The sequence below is a fragment of the Exiguobacterium sp. s143 genome, assembly GCF_018618895.1.
Taxonomy (GTDB): domain Bacteria; phylum Bacillota; class Bacilli; order Exiguobacteriales; family Exiguobacteriaceae; genus Exiguobacterium_A; species Exiguobacterium_A abrahamii.
The window spans coordinates 215,455-238,009 of sequence record NZ_JACSMX010000001.1; the positions used below are offsets into that span (position 1 = coordinate 215,455).

Consider the following 22,555-nt stretch of genomic DNA (forward strand, 5'->3'; position numbering starts at 1 on the left):
GCTTGTAATCATGACCACCCAACTTTCAACCGACCTAGGATCCCAAGATATTTTAGCCTCCCTGCGAGATAATGTCGCAATGATTCGATTCGACCGGCAACGTCGTGTCGTCGACGTCAATGGTTTATTCGCAAAGACGATGAAATATAAACGAGAAGAGATGATCGGGATGCAACACAACCTCTTCTGCACGACGGAGTTTGCAATGAGTGACAGTTACCAAGCATTTTGGCAGAAGCTGTTTAGTGGCTTCAGTATGGCAGATAAAATTGAACGCATCGATGCGCATGGTCAATCGATTTGGCTAGAAGCAACCTATATGCCGATTTACGATGGAACGGAAGTGACCGGTGTCTTGAAGATTGCCTCCGATATTACGAATCGTCAGCAGACGATTCAAAAGTTCGCGACTTCGTTTGACACGATTGCTAGTGATTTGAATACACGATCGACGCATGGCGAGCAGGAAAGCGAAGCGTTACGGCGAACGATCGAACAGATGGCCGAGACGACCCGTGATAACCATCAGACGATTGAACGGCTGCAACGCCAGGCGCAGGACATCGCTCAAGTGACTGAGACGATCAAAACAATTGCGTCACAGACGAATCTCTTGTCACTGAATGCATCGATCGAGGCAGCGCGAGCCGGAGAACACGGCAAAGGATTCAATGTCGTCGCGACGGAAGTCCGAAATCTCTCAAAGCTCGTCGAACAAGCCGTTGTCGATGTTCGACAGACGACGCAGCGAATGAATGATGAACTGCAGCGGATTGCCCGTGCGATGACGCAAGCAACGTCGGATGCACAAGCAAGCGTCACGGTCGTCGCAGAAACGGTCGATCGCTTCCATGACGTTCAAAGTGCGGCATCGACGTTAACGGAGACAGCGCAAGACTTTACAAAAGCAATTTAAGTGAGAGACGGCATTCCGGTAAACGGAGTGCCTTTTTGTATAAAAGTACCCCTATACTTTGGAATAATATGTTAATATACTACAAAACGGAAAGGGAGCGAACTTCTGATGAATATCCGCACTGCTCGTCCTGACGATTTTCAGGCCTTGATTCCATTGTTCCAGCAAATCCACGATCAACACGTCGCTTTACGACCCGATCATTACCGTCCGCACGAGATGCCGGTTCCGGAAGACTTATTTCTGTCGCAACTCGAGAATCCAGATTTTGCATTACTCGTTGCGGAACAAGACGGGCTTGCCGGTGTGATCGTCCTAAAGGAAGACATCGTCGAAGGGAGCGGTTTCGTCTTCGATAAGCATTACTTACGCATCATCAGTCTCGTCGTTGCGGATACGCATCAAAAACAAGGCGTCGGGAAACGATTGATGCAAGCCGCTTACGCACATGCGGAAACGGTTGGCTGTGACAAAATCGAACTCGGCGTCGATGACGCCAATCAAGAAGCGATCGCCTTTTACGAGGCACTCGGAATGGCTGTCCGCTCGAGACGAATGGAATGGAACGTGACGTCAAGCAGGGAAACGTCGACGTGATGTCAAACAACAGGTACTAGAAAGGAGAGAGGTCATGTTCAGATTACAAGTATCCGATCACGTATCGCTTCAATTGTTTGAACGGCACCATGCGGAAGGATTATTCGCCCTCGTCGATGCCAATCGCGCACATCTCCGCGAATGGCTTGGTTGGGTCGATGGTGCAACAGAGACAAGTACATATCAGGAGATCGTCATTCCAGCATGGCTGCAACAATTCGCCGATGGCAACGGCTTTACATGTGGCATTTATCTTGAGGACGAGCTCGTTGGAACGATCGGTTTGCATGAGATTAATCAACACCTTGGGCAAACGTCGCTCGGCTATTATTTAGGAGAAAAGGGACTTCGAAAAGGCGTCATGACGGACGTCGTCCGGTTCGTGACAAACTACTGTTTTGAGACGCTCGGCTTGAACCGGGTCGTCATCGAGTGTGCGACTGGAAACGTCCGGAGCAGACGAATCCCGGAACGACTCGGCTTCAAGGAAGAAGGCGTCTTACGGGACGCCGAGAAATTATACGGGACGTATCATGACATTGTCGTCTATGCGATGTTAAAGCAGGACTGGTTAAAAACAAAGGAGGTGGCAGCATGCGTATCGAGCCAATGAATCAGGCGACCTATGAGTCGTATCTACCGGTAGCAATCGAGGAATATGCGGCAGATAAGTGTCGCGCTGGTACGTGGTCAGAGAACGAGTCGCTTGAGAAGGCGACTGAAGAGTTCGCGGCGCTGTTGCCAGAAGGTTTGAAAACGAAGGATCATTATTTGTTTACGTTTCGTGATGAGACAGATAGCGACATCGGGATGGTTTGGGTCCATGTGACGGAAGAATCACGCGGACGTTCCGCCTTCATCTTCGACGTCAAGATTACGTCCGACAAGCAGAACAAAGGCTACGGCAAGAAAGCGCTCCGATCACTAGAAGTGATATTAAAACGGATGAACGTCAAGAAAATCTCCTTACATGTCTTCGCGCATAACGAACGGGCGATTCATGTGTATGACTCGCTTGGGTATGAAAAAACGGATTATTATATGTCGAAACGTCTCGATGACAGCCATTAAAAAAGATTCCTCTTGTGCAAGCAGGAGGAATCCTTTTTGTTTAACGCCACGTCTGTAATGTATTCGCGAACTGAATGTTTGTCTCCAGTTCACCCGTGATCTCGCTTGCTGTGAAGTCATTGCCAGCGAGCCAGTCGGCAAAGTCGAACGTGACCGGTTCCTGATCACCACCGAGCGCGAACCAGACCTTCAACTCTTCCGGGAAGTAGGCAGACGTATGGATCGTTCCCGCCCACTGCGCATATAAATCAGCGAAGACACCTTTATCGGTATCGTTGAGTAGTCGGAAAGCGGACTCCGCATCTTGAATCATATGTTGATGCGTCTTTAGCTCCATCATCCGACGTTTCGAGTCATCGAGGTGATAGCGGTTTTCATGCTGTAGCAAATCAAAGTGGTTCGTGCACATGTTTGTCTCGCGCACTTGCACATCCCGCGCCGTCGCCTCGATGACGAACGAACGCGCCGATTTATCGTGGACGACATACGTGAACGATCCGCGATGCGGAATCTCCTTGACGAGTGAGATCGCGTCGTCGACCGACGTGCACATCTCGAGGATGATCCGCCCGATCATGAAACTGACGAACCCATCGCCCGGACGCCGACGATTGATGAAGTTATAGCCCATCGCAAGACCATGTTCATTCATCCCGTCCATCCGACCGGTCACCCGTGATGCCGGACCGATGATCGCTGATCCGCCATCGTTCGGTTGAAAGACGGAAAATCGACCATCATATGTCATCGGATGGTAATCATAGTTGCGGACGAGGAAATTATCACCTGTCATGATCGAACAACCGCTTTTCGGTCCTTCGACCCGATAATGCCCGAAATGGAGTAACGTATCCGGAAGCGACAGTTCAAGTTCGTCCTGGAGTCCGAGTAACTCGTCCCAAATATGCGGGGCGTACCGGAGAAACATCTCCTTCGTCTCGACCGGATCGACTTGAAAGCGCGGAACACGGATCTTCCAGTTGTCTTCCCGGTTATGGAGCAACTGGTTTCGTTTTACGTAACGTCCTTGTTCGCGACCGAACTCATAATGACTGCCGCGGAATTGTGTGATCTCATTGGCTACACGTTGCATACGATTCATCCTTTCTTCAACTGCTGTATGCTGATTATATCGAACGCGAGGGAGAATGTCGTATGGCAAGTCTTTACTGAAGCACATCTAAAGTATGGGAATATTGAAAAAATAGTCAACTTTTTCATTCTTATACCGATAACAAAAACGGGAGGGGATGGAATGAAACACATGTCAGTCAGACGGAAGATACAAGCTTTGATCGCAACAGCCGTCGTTGCGATGCTTTTGATTGCGGGAGCAGGACTTTATTTCTTAAATCAGATGTCGAATGCTTCCCGAGCGATGTATCAGAAAAACTTAATACCGATCCAGGAAGTGGCGCAAATCCGGATCGATACACGCGCGCTCGATTCGTTTTTAGTCGAGATGATGTTAACGAAGGACGATACGCGGGTCACGGAACTGCAAGCTGAGATCGATACGCGTCAGGCGCAGATTCGTTCGTCGGTCACGAAGGTCGAAAAAACAGGGCAATTCGATGCTAAAGAGAAGAAACAGCTTGAAGAATTAAAGGATAACGTCCTAGCCTATGATAATTCGATGACAATCGTCCAGGATGCGGCGACGCGCAACGAAACCGAAGAAGCCTATACGGCATACACGCAAGGTCTGGAACAAGTTCGGGATAACGTCGCGGATTCTGCGAAGTCGTTGATGGCTTCGATGACAAAACAAGCGAAGACGTTAGACGCTCAGAATCAAGCAGAAAAACAAACGGCCTTTTACTTAATGCTCGGCATCTTTTTACTCGCGGTCCTCTTGTTTGCAGGACTTGCAATGTACATTACACGTCTCATCACGCGTCCGATTCGTCAATTGCAGGGGTGGATGGATCAATCAGGGAACGGGGACTTGACCGTCCGTGGAACATACGACTCAAAAGACGAGCTTGGACAGTTGACGACGTCCTTCAACGAGATGATTGCGTCACAGCAACAAGTCGTGCTTGAACTAACGGGTACGGCTGACCGCGTCGCTGTCGCATCGGATGAGTTAAGCGTCAACGCGGAATCGACGACGAAAGCAACGGAAATGGTCGCCGTGACGATGGAAGAGATGGCAAGCGGTGCTAGTCAACAATTGCATCAAGTATCGGATGCCTCACGGACGATCGAAGAGTTGACGACGTCGGTCCGTTACGTCGCCGGTAATGCCCAACAAATGACGGAACGCACAGCGGATGCGATGGAAAAAGTCGCACTCGGTGGTCAAGTCGTCGGAACACTCGGTACCCAAATGGGACGGATTCAAGAAGATGTTTCTCGACTGAGCCACGTCATTGACGGTCTTGGTAACCGATCGCAGGAAATCGGACAAATCACGGATTCGATCAAAGGTGTCGCGGCACAGACGAACTTGCTCGCGTTAAACGCAGCAATCGAAGCAGCGCGTGCTGGCGAACAAGGACGCGGATTCGCCGTCGTCGCAGCGGAAGTCAAGACGCTCGCGGAGCAGTCGGCGGTCTCGGCAAAACAGATCGAGTCGTTGATTCGTGTCATTCAACAAGAGACGGAAGCATCGGTCGCCTCGATGGAGAAGGTTTCGACCGAGATGACGAGTGGAATTGCCGTCGCTGATCAAGCCGGTGCCTCATTCTTAGAAATCGAGACAGCGATCACCGACGTGACAGGGCACGTCGAAGAAGTGTCCGGTGCCGTACAGGAAATGGCGGCAGCGAGTGAGCAGATTGCCTCCGTCATGCGAACGATTCAAGCAGTGACGGAAGGGACTGCTGCCGGAACACAAAACATCTCCGCTTCGACGGAGGAGCAGATGGCATCGATGGAAGAAATCTCATCCGCGTCCCAATCACTCGCGACGATGGCAGATGATTTAAAACAAGTCACAGGCAGATTCACCGTGTAAGATATTGAACGACGACCATGAGGTAATTCATCATGGTCGTTTTTTTATTTGTGGTAATGAATGGAAAACAAGCAGGGGAGTAAGCGTGTGGCGTCGTATGTACAGGTTAAGTAGCAGCAGATAGATGTTATGAAAGTGATTGAAGAAATTGTTTGACAGCACGACGGGACGTCAGATGGATGACTTGTTTATCGGACGTCGCTGTAAGCGTTGAAAGGATATTCGGTCGTTTATCGATCGGGAAACGCCAAATCCATTTCAGAAAATCAAACGATAGTTTCTCTGGACAGCCTGCCGCCATATCCGGTCGACCGATCTTGCGATAGCGCCACGTCCGTTTCAATGCCCGGTACAGACAGAGTGCCCGTGGTAGGTCAAGGAAGATGATTGTATCGGCGGCATCAATTCGTAAATCAAGCGTTCCACTGTAATTACCGTCGATGATCCACGTGTCGCGCGATATAAGTGTTTGTTGAATCTGGCGTTGTTCCTCACGCGAAACTGTCTCCCAGTTCGGACGCCATAATAAACTGTCGAGGTGATCAACAGGATAGCTGAGTTTTTTGCCCATCTCGCGGGCAAGTGTCGATTTACCGGATCCACCAGAACCAATCAAAATGATCTTTCGCATCGTAGACCTCCTATTTTTTGTCATAGAAATTGATCATACCACGGTTTTCTAGTCGAGGATAGAACGAAAGGAGTGAATGAGATGGTACCAAATTTCATAATCGAAGGGATGACGATCGTTTTTACACTACTCGTAATCGGTTGCGGCGTGATATTCCTGCCGCAGCGTTGGAAGCGGTATGGCTTGATTTTGCTTGGTTTAGTGGCAATCGGGTGTAGTTCCTTTTGGTACATCCGACCGACGCTCGTCAATCAACAGATTGCTGAGGATGAGAAATTGCTTAAGATAGAATTAGCACGGCAATTTCCGGATGAAGTCTACACTACAAAAACACAAAAATTTTCGTATGAGTCTTCGGCGAATCCGGCTTCAATCGAAGTCGAATTTGCAAATGAACCTAACGTAACTTATTTTCTAGATATGGATGGGAACCGGATTAGGCTTTCAAGTTTTATCTTTAAAAACGGAGGATTTCCACAGGATTTACAGCATGAATTCAAATGAAGAGGCTGACTCAAAAAAAGAATGACGCGTCTTTTCACGCCCTTTCCTCAGGCGAGACACAAGCCAGATTTCCTGCTTCGTTGAAGCAGGAAAGCGGGTCTTGTTCGTCTCTGACAGCGCATAAATGCGCTTGTTCCTGTAGGAGTGGCGTGTGACTTGTCATTCTTTTTGTTACTAAATAAGGGAGGCAGATCATTATTCTGCCACCCTTATCTTTGTAGAGACTGACTTTTGAGTCAGCCCCTTTTGATTAAGTCGATTTCAAATTTTTCGTAACAGACATCGTTTTGACAGCGAAGAAGGCAATCAGACCAAATCCGACCTTGTTGATCAAGTCAGCGAAGTTATAGATCAATTCGCGGACGAGTTGCACTTCGATACCGGGTGCAAACAAGGTGACCGCGTAACCGACCGGATAGATCGCCCATCCGATCAAGATAAACAAGCGCATCTGCAGCAAGGCTTTACGAATCGGGGCAGGCTTATCTTCAGCTGCTTTCGTGACGTTCGTGAACAAGAGATAAATGATATAAAACCATGCGATACAACCGACGACATATGCCCAAAGACCGAGTTGCGTGAAGCCACCCGCTAGATTGATGGACGACTCTCCGATGTAACCACCGATGATCATGATGATGTCCGCGATGACGAGTTTCGTCAGAAGGGAACGCCCTTTCCCACCTTTTAAACCGAGTAACAGCGGAAACTTGATCAGCAAGAGAGGCGTCGTCACGAGCCAATCGATGTAGCGGATTTCAGTCGGAAAACCATCGATCTCCGACAACAAACCCGATTCCCCTACAGCTTGCTTCATGAAATAGTAATGAATCGCAGCGACGAACGTGACGAGAGCAGCGACTGTTGCGGTTGAGCGGTATTCCGGGGCAAGGGAATTTCGTTCGACGAGAAAATAGAGCGTACCGGCGGCCATTCCGACGAATCCGACCCAGAACATGTACTGGGTCGCAAGGACGAGAAGGTTAACGTCTTCCATGTTGTTTCGACTCCTTTTCGTAAGTGGACACGACCTTTCATACTTTTATTTTACTGACGATACAAACTTCAGACACCACGTCGAAACGCTCTTGATGTGCAGTCTGTCAACGGTTTGACAACATTTTGACACACTTGAGGAGGAGTGACGGATGTCGATTAAACGAACGGATCATATCAGCCTGAACGTCTTGAATCTAGAAGAAGCGATTTACTTTTTTTCACTTTGTGGTCTCGAAGTACGCGGACGTTGGGAGATGAAAGGAGCGTTACTCGATCGTTTATTGAATCTAGAGGGAGCGGAGACGGAGTGTGCTGCACTCGGATTACCAAGTGAACCGATATGGCTCGAACTCGTTCGGTTCAAACACCCACGCTACACGGCTTCCGTAATCCAATCCGTCCATGCGAGTGGATTGCGTCATCTCTGTTTTGAAGTAACAGAACTCGGCGCGCTCGTCGAACGTTTAGCGGACAATGGATATCAGTCGATTGGCGACGTCGCGAATTACGAAAATGAGTATCGCCTATGTTACGTAAGAGGACCAGAAGGCGTGATCATTGAGTTGGCAGAAAAAATCGGACCCGTCTAGACAGGTCCGATGTATATTTTTAAGAACAACAGGAAGTCGATGATTGTGGCAGGGAAACTTTGCACACACCCGTCTCCGGTAATGATAACTTGACCTGCTTCGCACGTGCCTCGTCTCCGACAAGAAAAGCAACGACTGATCGAACTTGTTCATAACCGGTCGCAAGCAGGAAGGTCGGAGCACGACCGTAACTTTTTGCACCGACCAGATAAAGTCCGTGATCAGGATGACGTAACTCCGCTTCCCCATGTGGACGGACAGTCCCGCAACTATGAAGGTTCGGATCAATCAGAGGAGCAAGTATTCGACTACTCTCGGTCACAGGATCGATATCAAGCCGTACTTCTTCAAGGAACGAGAAGTCGGGTCGACTTCCTGCGTTGACGATCAGCTGATCGATATGATGGAGAGACCGACCATCTTGAGCAGTGATGTCAAACGACTTTCCTTTCGATTCAATGGATTGGGTCTTGAAACTGGAGTGAACCCTAATCTGATCTCGTTCAACGAGCTGACGGATACGCGAACCGAGTGCCCCGCGACCTTCTAGTGCATCCTTATCTTCTCCGCCGTAGGCTTGAACGGGGTCAGATTTGCGAAGAATCCAATGAATCTCCGTTTCAGGGTAGTGCGCTTTAATGGAAACGAGTTCAAGGAGCGAGTTCAAAGCCGAGTGCCCGCTACCGATGACAGCGACGGATTGATTAGCGAAAACAACAGTATCACGTTTCGCATTTACGATCGAATACCGGACAGGTAAGTTCTGCTCGATTTCGACTCGATGACCAGAACTGATTGCAGGATTTGGTCGCCCGAGGACGCCAGACGCATCGATGACCGCGCGAGCGAGAATATGTTTACGTCCGTTCGGCGTGTCTATGACTAATTCGAACGGTGTTACATCACGTGAGGCATTCGTCATCTTGTCTAGACCTGCCCGTGAGATCGAGAGAATCTCATGTTGGAAATGTAGAGAGGGAGCAATTTCCGGTAATGCAGCAAGTGGGGCAAGGTATTGTTTGATCAATTCAGTTCCGGTCGGCACAGTATCGTTTGCTGGTGCAATCCAGTCCGTCAGCTCGAGCAAGTGACGTGCTGCGTCACTAATATTGTATTGCCACGTCGAAAACATCCGAACGTGTTCCCATTGTTTGATATGGTGGGCAATCGAAGGACCTTTCTCAAATAGTAAAAACGATTGACCTTCCACTACAAGTTGAGCTGCAGCTGCAAGACCGATCGGACCGGCACCGATGATGACGATGGGGTGGGAAGAAGCGTATGACATGAATAAAACCTCCTTTTTATTTGTAAGTTGCAAGTATTAGAGACATGGTTTACAGCAAACGTCACTCTCGCCCATCTTCGTGTTCAGCAAGTCGATTGCCTGGAGGACATGTGCTTTTTCGAAGGAAGTCATTGATGAGAAGATGGAATCAAGATACGTGTTCATCTCTTCGTCAATGGCTTGAGCAACACGTAATCCTTTCTCGGACAGGCGAAGTAGGTGAATTCGCCGATCGTTGATCGCGGGACGCTTTACGAGTAGGTCCCGCTTAATCAATGTTTGTACTTGTCTGCTGAACGTAGTGATATCAAGAGCGAGTTGGTCAGCAATTACTTGCATTGCGGAGTCAGGATGTTTGGCAACCTGATATAGCAGATGACTTTGAACGAGAGATATCTCTTCATCTAGGACGGCACAACAATTCTTATTCAATAATCCGAAGCGCCGGGTGAACGTTTGAAATAATTCACGAGTTTCATTCATGTATAGCTCTCCTTTCTCTATTTTGCTTATGAATCAGTTATACGATATAAACTTGCAAATTGCAAGTAATAAATATATGATTTTCTCATATTCAATTTTAAATAAGGAAAGGGGGAATTGGATGCTTGTTCGTTCGATGGAAGAGGAAGATCGTAGCACTGTGTTAGCCATCTATCGTCAAGGAGTAGAAGAAGGGAACGCGACGTTCGAAACGATGATTCATGAGCAAGAGTGGTGGACAACGCTGACGCAATCTGAACGATTCGTTCTAGAGCAAGGTGGAAAAGTGATTGGCTGGGCTAAACTGGGACGTGTTTCTGAACGTCATGTCTACCGTGGCGTTCGAGAAGTCAGTATATATCTGGAGCGTTCCGCTCGAGGACTCGGCGGTGGACGATTCTTAATGGAGGCGTTGATCACCTATGCGGACGCCAACGGGATATGGACGCTTCAATCACACATGTTCCCAGAAAACATCGCAAGCAGACGGCTGCATGAGCGACTTGGGTTCGAGCTAGTCGGTCGACGACGTGCCATCGCACAGCATCATTGTGTCTGGCGAGACACGTTGTTATTTGAGCGACGAAATGACCTCAGGTAATGAAGTGATGTTTACACGCTTGATTGTTCATTTCAAATCTTCTAGCATGACCTGCCTTCGCTGAAGCGAGGGTTTTTTAGTTTATCCGTCGATGGAAGAAGGAAAGTACTAAAGACGTATGATGTTACTTAAAATGACGGAGGAGGATGGATGGATGTTGCACGCCTTATTTTTAAACTGCACCTTAAAAGCATCACGTGAACCATCGAATACGGAGGCGCTGATCCGTGACGTGATTGCATATTGGAAACAAGAGGACGTCACTTCAGAAATTGTCCGGATCGTCGATCACCAAGTGGCGTTCGGCGTCACGGAAGACGAAGGCAACGGGGATGAATGGCCCGTGATTTTCGAAAAGGTGAAGCGGGCGGACATCGTTGTCATCGGAACACCGCTCTGGTTGGGTGAAAAAAGTAGTGTTGCGACGCAAGTCATTGAACGATTGTACGGAGGGAGCGGCCTGACGAACGATCTTGGACAAGCAATCTACTACAACAAGGTCGGTGGCGTCATCGTCACGGGGAATGAAGATGGAGCTAAACATGCGTCTGCCTCCATCTTGTACGGTCTGTCGCATATCGGCTTTACGATTCCGCCGAACGTCGATGCTTACTGGGTCGGTGAAGCGGGACCAGGACCGTCTTACATCGAAGCAGGACGAAACAACGATTTTACGAAGCGGCACGCACAGTTTTTAGCTGCCAACCTATACCATTTTGCGAAGATGTTAAAGGAACACCCGATTCCAGCAGAAGGGAATGTGATGGAATGAAAAAACAACGTTTAACAGGGTACGGTGTCGCCACATTGTTCGCGATGAGTTTAATGCTTGCGGGTTGCGGAAACGACGAAGCGTCTACGGACAAGGTTGAAGAAGGATCAACGAATTCGAACACGACTGACGATACGATGCAGGACAAGGATACGGTAACGAAAAATGCCGACACCGATTATGGCTTCAACAGTCTGTCGATTGAAGCGGACGTTGAAGGGGATAACGATGCCATTGATATTAGTTATGATCGGGATAATGACGGAACGGAAGCGGAATATCGCTATAAAGGGGAGCAAAAGCAAGGAGACGACGCGATGACGGAACTCGACGCGAAGTTCAAGAACTTAAAGATTGATGCGGATACATCTGAAAAAGAGGTCATCAGTGAGGTTGAACGTGTGTTTGCGATCCAGGATGCTTCTCGCTTAGAGGTTGAAATCGAATTCTCAGACGGAACCGAAAAAGAATATAAAAAATAAACAACAGGTCTGCGCCCATAAGGGGTGTAGACCTGTTGTCTTAGTGTAGCTTCACATGAGCGAGGACACCGTAATGATCGCTCGGTACAAGGTGATGCTGCAGTCGATGTTCTCCGATCAGCTGGACGTGCTGTAAGGTCACAAGTAGAGGCGAACGCTGACAGAGTAACCAATCGTACCGGGAAGGTGTCGTGACGCCGTCATTCTTTTTGGCATAAGGGTTTGTCACGGGATTTAAAGTCGTTGCAGCGAGTTGACCGGTTCGCGTCGCGTAACTGTCAGCAAGATCGACCCACTTGTGTAATGCGACCCGATGCAGGGGAGACTCCGGAAAGTCATTAAAGTCACCACCTAAGAACTCGATCGTCGTGTCATCCGTCTGTGAGGCAATCCATTCGTTGACGAATCGAAGTTGATCGAGACGGATGTCTGAAGCACGCCAATTAAAATGAATGTTTGTCACGGCAAAACGAACACCGTCAATCGAAAACGGGATCCGAATCGCACAGTGGTGGTTGATGTTTACTGTCGCAGCGGCACTCGAATCCGTTCGTTCAAACGGCAATTTCGTCAGAATGGCAAGTCCTTCATCTGGTGAATCCATGTAAGGATCCATCATCCAATACGGATAACCGGTCGCCTCTGCGAGGTGCTCAGCAATCGAGATGAATGGTTCATCCGGATGAAACGTCGACATGACTTCTTGTAGGAGGAGAATGTCCGGTTGATGTTGCTTGATCTCCGCGCACAACGCCTCGAACCGTTCTTGTCGTTTGTGCGTGTGATGCCAAATGTTATATGTCGCAATCGATAACGAAAGACTCATAGCTGTAAGCCCATCAGAACCGTATCGTAAAAGCAACCGTCCGATAGTAACCGGTCATGACGCAGTCGTCCTTCTTCCTGAAATCCATGTCGCTGATAGAGACGAACAGCGCCGAGGTTCGTCTCGACGACTTCGAGCTGAATTTTTTGCAGGGATTGCGCTTTTGCCCAAGCAATCATCCGTTCCATCAGTTGCGTACCGATTCCTTGCCCCCAGTCGGATTGAAGTACACCGAGTCCAAATGATGCCTTGTGCGCGAAACGTTTTAAATGAAAACCACGACACCGGACGTAGGCGATGAGTCGTCCATCGCGCTCGACGACGAGGATGCGATCCGGAACCGAGGAATTACGTAACTGATCTGCGAAATCCGTCGCCGTCATCACGTCCTCACCAGGCATCCGGTCGAAGTATTCCGTTTCCGCATCGAGCGTTTGGCGTAATTCAGCGAGGGCTTCAGCGTCACTGAGTCGAGCCGGTCGAATCTGGTACCGTTGCGTATCGAACGAGTGGTGCATCGTCTGCATATGTAATCCTCCGTTCTAGATGGAATATGCTATCATTATGGCAGGAATGGTATCATTTGTAAATTTAAGGAGAGAAGAAATGAAAATTCAATTAGGGTCAGAACAATACGAAAGGGTGACTCAAAAAAAGAATGATTCGCCTTTTTGCACTTTTTCCTATCGGAGTTGCGTGTGACGAGTCATTTTTTTACGAGATAAGGATGATAGATGATTATTCTGTCACCCTTATCTTTGCAGAGAATAATTTATGAATCACCCTCCATGATGTGTTCAACAAATGATTTTAACGCCGGACGTGCACGATCCAAGCTGACATGTACGTAAGTGTTCCGATCGATAAGATAATTGCAATCGCATAGAACGGAAACGCTGGATACAGTTGAAGTAACGGTTGCTCGAACAAAAAAGCAATCATTAGGACGGGAAGGCTGATCATAAAAGCAACATACGCGGCACGAGTCGCTTTACCGGTGATCAGTGCCTCACGTTCATCGGAGTCGGAAAATTCTGCTGTCGCAAACGAACGTGTACGGTCTTCTCGTAAGAAATAGCTGACGATCGAGAGGACAATCGCAATCACTAGCACTGGAAGGACAATCATTACATCTAATTTCAGCGACAATCCCGTACCGGATACCGGATCATCTTGAAATAGTTGTAGGTTCGCATGAATGGCACTAATGAGATAAGCCGCTAAAAAGTAGAGACAACAATTAAGTAAGGATTGAGTGACGACACGTTTCATCGGGATTCCTCCTCTAATTGAAATAGTTCCTCGATCGGACGATCAAAGACGCGGGCAATCTGCATCGCGAGTAATAGCGACGGGGTATAGCTTCCTTTTTCAAGCGAGATAACGGTTTGTCGGGTCACACCGATTCGTTCGGCGAATTGCTCTTGCGTCCACTTGTGCTGTTGACGATATAGGCGGACATGGTTCGTCAGTTTCATCTGACGACCTCCTTTCCAGTTGTTTACATTGTAAAGTCGGGTTTACATTTTGTAAAGTAGACTTTACGTCATGTATGTAAAAAATGGAGCTGACTCAAAAGTCAACTCCTCAGACTGAAGACAAAGCGTAAATTTTTTTTAACGAAAAGGATTGCGCTTTTTTGTTCATCTCGAATCGTTTTCCTGGGACTAGCATCGCTTCGCTTCGCTGCAGGGTCGCTCTTGCTTGTTTTCCCTAGAAAGTGATATGGAGTGAACAAAACGCTTCTTTGATCCTTCTTCTGGATATAAAAAATGACGCATTACACGCCACTCCTACAGGAAAAAGCGCGATTTTGCGCTGTCAGAGACAAACAAGACCCGTTTTCCTGCTCGAACGGAGCGGGAAAACTGGCTTGTGTCTCGCCTGAGGAAAGGGCGTGAAAAGACGCGTCATTTTTTGGGGGCAGTCATCTGAAGCCCACGTGAGCATTAAAATGCGTAAGGTGTCAAAATGACAGCCATGAGACAGGCGAACGTCGTCAATCCCTGATGATGACGTAAGGATAAGAAAAGCGTGACCAGCCCAGTGATCGTCATACCGGATAAAATCCATCCTAGCCAAAACTCCGTGCTATTCGAAGCAATCGGGATGCTCAATAAGTAAGCTGTCGTGTGCGGAAAGAAGCCGATGGCATCTAACAGGATACCGCCAAAGACACCCATCAGCAGCAAGCCGATCGACAGACGAAATAGTGCTTGACGTTTAATCATATGCATACTCCTATTCTGTTTGGTTGACGCAAGAAATCCTATTGTTGCGCCTATTCAATATGTTTCTACAAAAAGCGAGGGATTCCTTTCTGTTATCTATCCCTGAACTCTATCAAAAATCCTTGCTTCTGCACATCAATCGGAATATTCAGATAATTATCGGGTATTCTGTTGAAAACGCCATCGCCGATTCAGTGGAGAGGAGAAGAGAAGATGATGCCTGAACTGATACCGGATGACCGGGAGCTCGAACGAAGGATTCGGATCGTCCATCTGTTGCGAAAACTGGGTAAGACGGACGAAGCAATTGCCCGATCCTTGTATGTTTCGATCGAATGGGTTCAATCGATTTATGAAGAAGACGACTGGCAGCAAATGCAATCATCCTAAGGCAAGGACGTCTCGTCCTTGTTTTTTCACGTGTTCCGGTATACTAAAACAAGCATCTCAAATCGAGAGGATGAAGTGAAATGAACGTTGCCATCATAGGAGCAGGAATCAGTGGTTTATATCTCGCGACGCGTATGCAGGAGCTTGGACACGACGTGACGATCTATGAAGCACGTGACCGAATCGGCGGAAGAATTGAGACGGTCGATTTCAACCTAGCAGGACAATCATATGCGTTTGATCTTGGACCGACCTGGTTTTGGCCGGACAGCGAACCACTGATGGTCGATTTGATCCATCGATTCGATTTACCGACACTGGAACAATATGCGACGGGAGCACTTCGACTCGAACGGGCTGACGGAATCGAGTCACATCTGGTTGCGAATCAACCGACGGCGCTTCGCCTTCGTGAAGGAATCCGCTCCGTTGCTACGGCACTTGCTGCACGACTCACACCGGGAACGATTCGACTCAAGTCTCCGATCAGCCAGATTGATGTCATGAACCGGATTCTCGTCAGTTCAGGAAGGAAAAGTCGACCGTACGACGAGATCGTCCTCGCACTACCACCACGTCTAGCGGCAAGACTATCGTATGTGCCAGCTTTACCTGAAGCAGTCCTGGATGAACTCGCAGCATTACCGACCTGGATGGCGCAGCAAGCGAAATGTCTGATTTTTTACGAGAAACCGTTTTGGCGTGATTCGGGCTGGTCCGGTCAGGCAATCAGCTGGACTGGGATGGTGCAAGAGATTCATGACGCTTCCCCACAAGACGGACCGGGAGCGTTGTTCGGTTTTTTCCGGACACCGGCACGTGAACGACAGTTATTGACCGAGGCGGAAATCAAGGAAACCGTACTCGCGCAGCTGGTTCGTCTGTTCGGTGAACAAGCGCGTCAGTCGATTGGTTGGGCGTATAAAGACTGGTCGACGGATAGTTTGACAGCAACACGAGCTGATGCAGCACCGCTCGTGGATTTCCCGGCATATCATGCTATCAATCTCGGAATGGAGCATGCAGCGATTTCACTGATTGGGACAGAGACCGATCCGAGTCATGGTGGACACTTAGAAGGGGCCATACGATCCGTTGAACGCTATTTAGAAAAGAGAGGAGTAAAAAAATGATCGAGACGCTACATTATGATGTGTTCACGACGACGCCAGGAAGCGGTAATCCAGCTGGGGTCGTCTTAGACGCCGATCAATTGACTGAGTCGGAAATGCAACGAATCGCGCGTACGAATGGCTTTACCGAGACGACGTTCGTCCTGTCATCCGAGCAAGCGGACTACCGCATGCGCTACTTTGCACCGGAACGGGAAATGGACTTATGCGGACATGGTACGATTGCCGCATTGACGGCACTTGATTCAAAGATCCGTTTATCTATGGCATGTCAGATCGAGACAAAGTCAGGCATCTTGCCCGTGATGCGTTTAGCGAACGGAATGTTTCGCTTGCAACAGGGACAACCACAATTACATCAGTTTGACGGTGACATAAAGCACGTTCTAGCCGCGATTGGTCTCGAATTGACACATCTCGATGAACGATGGCCAATCGTATACGGCAGTACTGGGAACTGGACACTGCTCCTCCCGATTCGTCGACTTGAGGACTTTCACCGGATGGTGCCGGATAACCAACGCTTTACCACCGTGTTGACCGATCTCCCACAAGCCTCGATTCATCCGATTTGTCTCGATACATATGACCGACAAGCGACGATGCACGGACGTCACTTCTCGGCAACAGGAGCAGGGAGCATCGAAGATCCGGTTACGGGAACGGCGAGTGGTGTGATGGGTGTCTATTACCGAAAATTCATCCAGCCATTTGAAACGGAAACTGCGATCATCGTCGAACAAGGACACGAGATGGAACGACCCGGTCATGTCGGAATCCGTATTTCTGGCGAAGGTCTTGATCACAGCAAATGGAAAGTCGAGATGGACGGGCAAGCCGTCTTTGTCGGCGTCAAGAGAGCGGGAGAGGAAGAGGCAGATGTTAAAACACTTCATTTGGGATTTTGATGGCACCTTGTTTGATACATATCCGGTGTTAGTCGATGTGTTCGTGGAATTACTCGAGCGTGAGGGGCGAACGGTTGAACGCGAGCAAGTAGCAGAGCTGATGGCGATCTCGGCAAAAACGCCGTATGAGGCGTTTGGTGTTTCCCGAAGCGTTCATTCTGAACTACAAGCAACAAAAGATGATCATCGAACAAGAACAGTCTGAACCGTTTCTCGGAATCCGTGAACTGCTAGAGGTGTTATCGACGAGAGGTGCGACGCATCATATCGTCACCCATCGCGGAACATCGATTCATGCGTTGCTTGCAAAACATGGGATGGCGCATCATTTTCAAGACGTGTTGACAGCACCGGATGGATTCGCCCGAAAACCGGATCCGGAAGCTGTCACGTACTTGATCGATCGGCACCAGATGGCACGAGACGAGACGATCATGATTGGAGACCGGGAACTCGACGTCTTAGCCGGACATCGTGCCGGTATCAAGACGTGTTTGATAAGCGAACATACGAGTCAGACCGTTGCGACGTATACCATAACGTCGCCCGGTCGATTAAAGGAATTGTTACTGACATAAAAACAGCCCCGCTTCCAGTGATGGAAACGGGGCTGTATTTTTAAGAAGACAATCGATCTGCTTTGGTGGCTTCAGCGCGTGGTGCACGCCAGAAATACGTCAGGAAAATACCGACTGCGAGCATGGCTGTCGCAAAATAGAACGGATAGTTCAAATTGACGTCAAAGAGTAGTCCACCAACGATCGGTCCGAGAATGTTGCCGATGCTCGTAAACATCGAGTTCATTCCGCCGACGAATCCCTGTTCATCTCCGGCAATCTTCGAAAGATAGGTCGTGACAGCGGGGCGCATCAAGTCGAACCCGACGAAGACGACCATCGTCACGAGAATGATCGAGATATAGTTCGTCACGAACGTCATCAAGACGACGAGCAGTGTCGAACCAATCAAACTGTACCGGATTAAACGAATCTCACCGAACCAGCGTGTCAAACGATCGAACAGTCCAACTTGGACGATGACGCCGACGATCGCACCGAGAGAAATTGCGAGCGCAATGTCCTTCGCTGTGAAGCCGAACTTCCGGTCGACGAACAAAGCGAATAACGACTCGAACGAGGCGAGACCGAACGATGAGATCAACAGGACAAGAAAAGCGATGAAGTAGAGCGGACTGAAGACTTTCCGGAAACCGGTCTGTTGTTTGACCGTCGTTGTCTCGTAGTGACGTTTCGGTTCTTTAAGCGTAAAGACGGATAACACCATCGCTGTCAAACCGAACGCAGCAGCAAAGAAGAACGGCGTCCGCGAGCCGAGGTCAGCGAGGAACCCACCAATCCCCGGTCCGATGATGAAACCGGTCGAGATGGCAGCAGACATATATCCGAGCGCTTTCGGACGAGTCTCGTTCGTCGTGATATCAGCGATGAATGCCGTGACGGCTGGCATGATGAAAGCCGCACTGACACCACCGAGAATCCGTGACGCGAACAGGACTTCGACGCTTTGACCGAGACCGAATAAGAGCTCGGACATACTGAAGATGAACAAACCGATGATGATCATCGGTTTACGTCCGTACTTATCGACGGCACGTCCCGCGAGTGGTGAAAGAATTAGTTGCGCAAAGGCGAAGGCGGAAACCATGTAACCGACTGTCGCCCCGGAGATGTTCAACTCGTTCATGATCGTCGGTGTGACGGGAATGACGAGTCCGATACCTAAAAAGGCGATGAATAAGTTGAGCAGGAGTGTACTTAAAATCAATGTATTGTTTTGCATAGTTCACCTCAATAGAATTAAATCGTTTTTGACATACCGCGCCAGACGATCGGCCAGACAGCTTGCTGTCGAGCGTGAAACGCGTCGACACCGTTGTAGACGAGTTCCGTCAGCGTACCTTCCGCAACCGTCAGATAGGCGAGAGCGGCACTTTTGTAATCCGTCGAATAGAGAATCTGTTCCGTTCGGTCTCGTTCGCGTAGTAATCGCGTTAATAGATCGTGCAGTGAATCGAAAAACGGATTGAAGCGGTCCGTCATTTCTTGTTCGAGCTTCTCCGGTGGAAAATAGGCAGCCCGAAGGATGAATCGCATCAGGATATCGTCTTGCTGTTCCGAAATGAACCAATCGAAGAAGCCGTGCAGCGATTGCTCGAGCGGCTGCTGCCGCGTACTCGTGAAATACGTCGCAAAGCGGCGCTTTTGTTCTTGCAAGGCGTACGTCGTCGCTTGCAGGAACAGGTCGTCCTTCCCTTTATAGTGCGCATAGATCGATGGCTTTTTTATGCCAACCTCTGTCGCGATCTCTTGCAACGATGCCCCTTCATAGCCGTGTGCGGCAAAATGATGGATGCTCGTCTGTAACAATTGTTGGGCTTTCAGATGAATCACCTTCCTAACGGTCGTTAGGTAACACTGTAACAGCAAATTTCAAATGTAGTCAATCAGATTGTCTTACCGCACAAAAAAACTGACTCCGCGAAGGCGGAATCAGTTAAGGAAGAATCATTATTTATTCATGACACGACCGCGTGTTGCGACGCGTGAGCCGACGATTCCTGCGAATGACGTAAAGATAAGAGTCAGAAGCAGTCCGACGAACGCCCAGATTGAAACTTTTGACGCCGTTTGTGTCGCTTGTTCTGTTTGCTCGCGAACATCTTGGACCGTTTTCTTGAGGTCAGCGGATGTTTCATCAAGCGTTTGTTTAGCAGTCTCAATTTGTTGCGTCGTTTCTTTTGTTGCCGTGTTGAGACCATCGACGATATTTTGCGTCGCTTCTTCCGCTTCAGCACCTGTCAAATCGGTGTTTTTCGCGACTGCATCAGCGATTTTATCTTCATCGACTGATTTCTCGATTTTTTCAGCTCGTGCTGTCAACGAATCACCAAGATCCTGGACGATCGTATCGAAGTTTTCTGGTTTCGTGATCGCTTCCTTACCAGCAGCCGTGACGTCTTCTTGAACAGCGTCAAGTTCGTTCTGCAAGTAACCTGGTTGCAATTCTTTGATGTCCGTATCTTTTAAGATTTCGTCGACGTTCCCTTCAAGCTCTTTTGTATCGACTTGTGATACGTTTTTCGTAATCGAATCGAATCCTTTCGTCGCAGCGTCTTGCGCCGTCGAAGCAACGGATCCGATACCGTTACCAGCCGCACCACCGACCGTACCGAGTAGTGAACCAACGGATTGTAACGTATTGACCGTCGTGAACGTCAAGAGAGCGAACAAGAGAATAACGCTCGTCGACCATGTCAAGAAACCGTGGACGAGACCGGCACGTGCCGACGTCACACCGGAGACGAATCCAGCAACGAACAGCGAGATGAGCAATGAAAGGATTGCCCAGATGATCAAGCCTGTTCCGACACCGTCAAACGGGTTATTCGACGTGACGTCCGTGACGCCGAGTCCGATTGCTGAACCGATTAAACTAAATAAGATTAATAAAGATAGAAATGATACCACACCTGCAAAAATCGAGCTCCATGAGATGTTACGACCTGCTCCGTCCGCTTCCGCTCGGAAATGCGACGAAAAGCCTCTGTTTGTCTTTTCCATAATAAGCACTACCTCTCCCCAAATTGGTCTTTCAAGTTCGAGATGTTCATGAATGTAAAAGCTTCATCTCAAGTTTCTTACGCGCATAGCTCTTATATAACCGGTAACTAAATAAGAGAAACCTAGTATTACAGGTACATGATTAATGGTCGTCTGAACTTCAACGAAGTGATATTGGTTGCGTTTGAAGAAAAAGCATCGTACACTCTTATCAAGTGTCACGTTATACTGTACAGTTTAAAATCAAAAGGAGGTGATCCCCCGCTTTTAGGGGGATACAAGTTGGACATCGTCTTAACACTGAATTTGTTGTTGCTCGTCGTATTGATTGGTTTGACCGCGTTTTTCGTCGGTTCGGAATTTGCTGTCGTTAAAGTCCGGATGTCACGTCTCGACCAGATGGTGCAAGAAGGAAAAAAGGGAGCAGTACTTGCGAAGAAGGTCGCAGGAGATCTCGATTATTACTTGTCGGCCTGTCAGCTCGGTATTACGATCACTGCACTTGGTCTTGGTGCACTCGGGAAACCGACCGTCGAGAAATTGTTGACACCGGTCTTTGATGAACTTGGTGTCGCCGTTGCGCTGTCGACGATTCTCTCATACAGTATCGCTTTCATCTTCGTGACGTTTCTCCACGTCGTCATCGGAGAGCTCGCACCGAAGACGCTCGCGATCCAGTATGCGGAACGGATGACGTTACTGCTAGCGCCTTCACTCTATGTATTCGGAAAAGTCATGTATCCGTTCATCTGGATCATGAACGGTTCGGCCCGTGTCCTCTTGCGGATGTTCGGTGTGAAACCAGCCGGTCACGAACAAGCCCATTCCGAAGAAGAGTTGAAAATCATCATGGCACAAAGTTTTCAAAGTGGTGAGATCAATCAATCGGAACTCGCCTTGATGCAAAACGTCTTTGCGTTTGATGAGCGTGTCACGCGCGACATCATGGTGCCACGGATGAACATGATGGTCATTTCGGACGAGATGAGTTGGGAAAATCTATTACAGACGATGTCTGACAATCCGTATACACGTTACCCGGTCAGTGAAGGAACGGATAAGGACCGGATTAGTGGTTATATCAACGTCAAGGAAGTGCTCGCCCATCACGCGGTACAAGACGAACGAGAACTTGCATCGTTCCTTAAACCGTTGCCGGTCGTCTCGGAATTGACACCGCTGCAAGAAACACTCTTGAAGATGAAACAGACACGGTCACACATCGCTCTCGTCATCGACGAGTATGGTGGGACATCCGGTTTGATCACGATGGAGGATATTTTGGAGGAAATCGTCGGTGATATCCGTGATGAATTCGATGAAGCGGAGCAAGCCGAAATCGAACAGTTACCGGACGGCTCGTACCGCTTAGCGGGTACTGTCCTATTAGTTGAAATTGAAGAACGATTTGGTCTTCGGTTCACTGAAGCAGAGGCGGTCGACACGATCGGTGGATATATCCAATCACGGACGGCTGCTTTTGAAGAGGGAACGATCGTCACAGATGAGGCGTTTACGCTTGAAATCTTGCGTTCTGCCCAATATCAGATTCAGGATGTCAAGTTGACCTTGCCGTCAAGCTAACAGAAA

General features: G+C 48.7%; 27 protein-coding genes and 1 pseudogene. 15 read left to right on the top strand and 13 right to left on the bottom strand.

The annotated features are described in order from the left end of the window. Nucleotides 1–10 precede the first annotated feature (10 nt). From KNQ03_RS17200 to KNQ03_RS01255, 4 genes are all read left to right on the top strand, one after another. Nucleotides 11–916: a methyl-accepting chemotaxis protein gene (locus KNQ03_RS17200; RefSeq protein ID WP_214723134.1), complete on the top strand. Its 906-nt coding sequence runs from the start codon at nucleotides 11–13 to the stop codon at nucleotides 914–916. 108 nt (nucleotides 917–1,024) lie between these two features. Then, a complete protein-coding gene (locus KNQ03_RS01245) occupies nucleotides 1,025–1,513 on the top strand; it encodes a GNAT family N-acetyltransferase (RefSeq protein WP_133208596.1) in 489 nt (162 codons plus the stop codon). Nucleotides 1,514–1,547: 34 nt separating this feature from the next. Further along, entirely contained in the window at nucleotides 1,548–2,126 is a 579-nt protein-coding gene (locus KNQ03_RS01250; protein ID WP_214723136.1) for a GNAT family N-acetyltransferase, read from the top strand. Then, the gene (locus KNQ03_RS01255) at nucleotides 2,108–2,584 is read left to right on the top strand and encodes a GNAT family N-acetyltransferase (RefSeq protein WP_214723138.1); all 477 of its coding nucleotides are present in this window, start codon (nucleotides 2,108–2,110) and stop codon (nucleotides 2,582–2,584) included. Before KNQ03_RS01250 ends, KNQ03_RS01255 begins: the two co-directional genes overlap by 19 nt. A gap of 40 nt (nucleotides 2,585–2,624) precedes the next feature. On the opposite strand, the gene KNQ03_RS01260 is transcribed toward KNQ03_RS01255, so the two are convergent. Beyond that, entirely contained in the window at nucleotides 2,625–3,677 is a 1,053-nt protein-coding gene (locus KNQ03_RS01260) for a C45 family autoproteolytic acyltransferase/hydrolase (protein ID WP_214723140.1), read from the bottom strand. 162 nt (nucleotides 3,678–3,839) lie between these two features. Here KNQ03_RS01260 and KNQ03_RS01265 point away from each other — a divergent pair, with 162 nt between their 5' ends. Then, on the top strand, nucleotides 3,840–5,546 hold the full coding sequence (locus KNQ03_RS01265) for a methyl-accepting chemotaxis protein (protein ID WP_214723142.1): 1,707 nt from the start codon (nucleotides 3,840–3,842) through the stop codon (nucleotides 5,544–5,546). A gap of 127 nt (nucleotides 5,547–5,673) precedes the next feature. Here the strand turns inward: KNQ03_RS01265 and KNQ03_RS01270 are convergent, their stop codons facing one another. Next, nucleotides 5,674–6,177, bottom strand: a complete 504-nt coding sequence (locus tag KNQ03_RS01270; protein WP_214723144.1) for a DNA topology modulation protein — start codon at nucleotides 6,175–6,177, stop codon at nucleotides 5,674–5,676. A gap of 81 nt (nucleotides 6,178–6,258) precedes the next feature. Between KNQ03_RS01270 and KNQ03_RS01275 the strand changes: the two genes are divergently transcribed. Continuing rightward, a complete protein-coding gene (locus KNQ03_RS01275; RefSeq protein ID WP_214723146.1) occupies nucleotides 6,259–6,681 on the top strand; it encodes a hypothetical protein in 423 nt (140 codons plus the stop codon). Between the two features lie 250 nt (nucleotides 6,682–6,931). On the opposite strand, the gene KNQ03_RS01280 is transcribed toward KNQ03_RS01275, so the two are convergent. Continuing rightward, nucleotides 6,932–7,678, bottom strand: coding sequence for a bacteriorhodopsin (locus KNQ03_RS01280; protein ID WP_214723148.1), 747 nt, complete (start codon nucleotides 7,676–7,678; stop codon nucleotides 6,932–6,934). A 151-nt stretch (nucleotides 7,679–7,829) separates the two neighbouring features. On the opposite strand from KNQ03_RS01280, the gene KNQ03_RS01285 reads away from it, so the two are divergent. Continuing rightward, nucleotides 7,830–8,270: a VOC family protein gene (locus KNQ03_RS01285; RefSeq protein WP_214723150.1), complete on the top strand. Its 441-nt coding sequence runs from the start codon at nucleotides 7,830–7,832 to the stop codon at nucleotides 8,268–8,270. 19 nt (nucleotides 8,271–8,289) lie between these two features. Here the strand turns inward: KNQ03_RS01285 and KNQ03_RS01290 are convergent, their stop codons facing one another. Both KNQ03_RS01290 and KNQ03_RS01295 read right to left on the bottom strand, forming a co-directional pair. Then, the gene (locus KNQ03_RS01290; RefSeq protein ID WP_214723152.1) at nucleotides 8,290–9,558 is read right to left on the bottom strand and encodes an NAD(P)-binding domain-containing protein; all 1,269 of its coding nucleotides are present in this window, start codon (nucleotides 9,556–9,558) and stop codon (nucleotides 8,290–8,292) included. A gap of 36 nt (nucleotides 9,559–9,594) precedes the next feature. Beyond that, nucleotides 9,595–10,041, bottom strand: a complete 447-nt coding sequence (locus KNQ03_RS01295; protein WP_214723154.1) for a MarR family winged helix-turn-helix transcriptional regulator — start codon at nucleotides 10,039–10,041, stop codon at nucleotides 9,595–9,597. A 121-nt stretch (nucleotides 10,042–10,162) separates the two neighbouring features. Here KNQ03_RS01295 and KNQ03_RS01300 point away from each other — a divergent pair, with 121 nt between their 5' ends. The 3 genes from KNQ03_RS01300 to KNQ03_RS01310 all read left to right on the top strand — a co-directional run bounded on the left by KNQ03_RS01300 (nucleotide 10,163) and on the right by KNQ03_RS01310 (nucleotide 11,896). Then, nucleotides 10,163–10,642 carry a GNAT family N-acetyltransferase gene (locus tag KNQ03_RS01300; protein WP_214723156.1) on the top strand — a complete coding sequence of 160 codons (480 nt, stop codon included), beginning with the start codon at nucleotides 10,163–10,165 and terminating at the stop codon, nucleotides 10,640–10,642. Nucleotides 10,643–10,796: 154 nt separating this feature from the next. Further along, nucleotides 10,797–11,414 (top strand): flavodoxin family protein, encoded by a 618-nt coding sequence (locus KNQ03_RS01305; RefSeq protein ID WP_055968026.1) that lies wholly within the window; start codon nucleotides 10,797–10,799, stop codon nucleotides 11,412–11,414. Further along, a complete protein-coding gene (locus KNQ03_RS01310) occupies nucleotides 11,411–11,896 on the top strand; it encodes a YusW family protein (protein ID WP_230088549.1) in 486 nt (161 codons plus the stop codon). Before KNQ03_RS01305 ends, KNQ03_RS01310 begins: the two co-directional genes overlap by 4 nt. A gap of 40 nt (nucleotides 11,897–11,936) precedes the next feature. Here the strand turns inward: KNQ03_RS01310 and KNQ03_RS01315 are convergent, their stop codons facing one another. The 5 genes from KNQ03_RS01315 to KNQ03_RS01335 form a co-directional block, all read right to left on the bottom strand. After that, nucleotides 11,937–12,722 (bottom strand): endonuclease/exonuclease/phosphatase family protein, encoded by a 786-nt coding sequence (locus KNQ03_RS01315; RefSeq protein WP_214723158.1) that lies wholly within the window; start codon nucleotides 12,720–12,722, stop codon nucleotides 11,937–11,939. After that, on the bottom strand, nucleotides 12,719–13,249 hold the full coding sequence (locus KNQ03_RS01320) for a GNAT family N-acetyltransferase (protein WP_214723160.1): 531 nt from the start codon (nucleotides 13,247–13,249) through the stop codon (nucleotides 12,719–12,721). The genes KNQ03_RS01315 and KNQ03_RS01320 overlap by 4 nt, the downstream gene beginning before the upstream one ends. A gap of 283 nt (nucleotides 13,250–13,532) precedes the next feature. Continuing rightward, entirely contained in the window at nucleotides 13,533–13,994 is a 462-nt protein-coding gene (locus tag KNQ03_RS01325; RefSeq protein ID WP_214723162.1) for a hypothetical protein, read from the bottom strand. Further along, a complete protein-coding gene (locus KNQ03_RS01330) occupies nucleotides 13,991–14,200 on the bottom strand; it encodes a helix-turn-helix transcriptional regulator (protein ID WP_214723164.1) in 210 nt (69 codons plus the stop codon). The genes KNQ03_RS01325 and KNQ03_RS01330 overlap by 4 nt, the downstream gene beginning before the upstream one ends. Nucleotides 14,201–14,671: 471 nt before the next feature. Next, nucleotides 14,672–14,953: a hypothetical protein gene (locus KNQ03_RS01335; RefSeq protein WP_149427343.1), complete on the bottom strand. Its 282-nt coding sequence runs from the start codon at nucleotides 14,951–14,953 to the stop codon at nucleotides 14,672–14,674. 213 nt (nucleotides 14,954–15,166) lie between these two features. Between KNQ03_RS01335 and KNQ03_RS01340 the strand changes: the two genes are divergently transcribed. The 4 genes and pseudogenes from KNQ03_RS01340 (at nucleotide 15,167) to KNQ03_RS01360 (ending at nucleotide 17,962) form a co-directional block, all read left to right on the top strand. After that, nucleotides 15,167–15,343, top strand: coding sequence for a hypothetical protein (locus KNQ03_RS01340; RefSeq protein WP_169738094.1), 177 nt, complete (start codon nucleotides 15,167–15,169; stop codon nucleotides 15,341–15,343). Between the two features lie 80 nt (nucleotides 15,344–15,423). After that, entirely contained in the window at nucleotides 15,424–16,476 is a 1,053-nt protein-coding gene (locus KNQ03_RS01345; RefSeq protein ID WP_214723166.1) for a flavin monoamine oxidase family protein, read from the top strand. Beyond that, the gene (locus KNQ03_RS01350; RefSeq protein ID WP_214723168.1) at nucleotides 16,473–17,384 is read left to right on the top strand and encodes a PhzF family phenazine biosynthesis protein; all 912 of its coding nucleotides are present in this window, start codon (nucleotides 16,473–16,475) and stop codon (nucleotides 17,382–17,384) included. The genes KNQ03_RS01345 and KNQ03_RS01350 overlap by 4 nt, the downstream gene beginning before the upstream one ends. Continuing rightward, nucleotides 17,356–17,962: pseudogene (locus KNQ03_RS01360) on the top strand (HAD-IA family hydrolase). Before KNQ03_RS01350 ends, KNQ03_RS01360 begins: the two are co-directional and overlap by 29 nt. A 40-nt stretch (nucleotides 17,963–18,002) precedes the next feature. On the opposite strand, the gene KNQ03_RS01365 reads toward KNQ03_RS01360, so the two are convergent. The 3 genes from KNQ03_RS01365 to KNQ03_RS01375 form a co-directional block, all read right to left on the bottom strand. Continuing rightward, nucleotides 18,003–19,184 (bottom strand): MFS transporter, encoded by a 1,182-nt coding sequence (locus KNQ03_RS01365; protein ID WP_214723174.1) that lies wholly within the window; start codon nucleotides 19,182–19,184, stop codon nucleotides 18,003–18,005. Nucleotides 19,185–19,201: 17 nt separating this feature from the next. Further along, nucleotides 19,202–19,795, bottom strand: coding sequence for a TetR/AcrR family transcriptional regulator (locus tag KNQ03_RS01370; RefSeq protein WP_023468277.1), 594 nt, complete (start codon nucleotides 19,793–19,795; stop codon nucleotides 19,202–19,204). A gap of 117 nt (nucleotides 19,796–19,912) precedes the next feature. Then, the gene (locus KNQ03_RS01375; protein ID WP_050677910.1) at nucleotides 19,913–20,965 is read right to left on the bottom strand and encodes a YrzE family protein; all 1,053 of its coding nucleotides are present in this window, start codon (nucleotides 20,963–20,965) and stop codon (nucleotides 19,913–19,915) included. 282 nt (nucleotides 20,966–21,247) lie between these two features. Here KNQ03_RS01375 and KNQ03_RS01380 point away from each other — a divergent pair, with 282 nt between their 5' ends. Beyond that, nucleotides 21,248–22,549, top strand: coding sequence for a hemolysin family protein (locus tag KNQ03_RS01380; RefSeq protein WP_029341672.1), 1,302 nt, complete (start codon nucleotides 21,248–21,250; stop codon nucleotides 22,547–22,549). The last annotated feature ends 6 nt before the right edge of the window (nucleotides 22,550–22,555 follow it).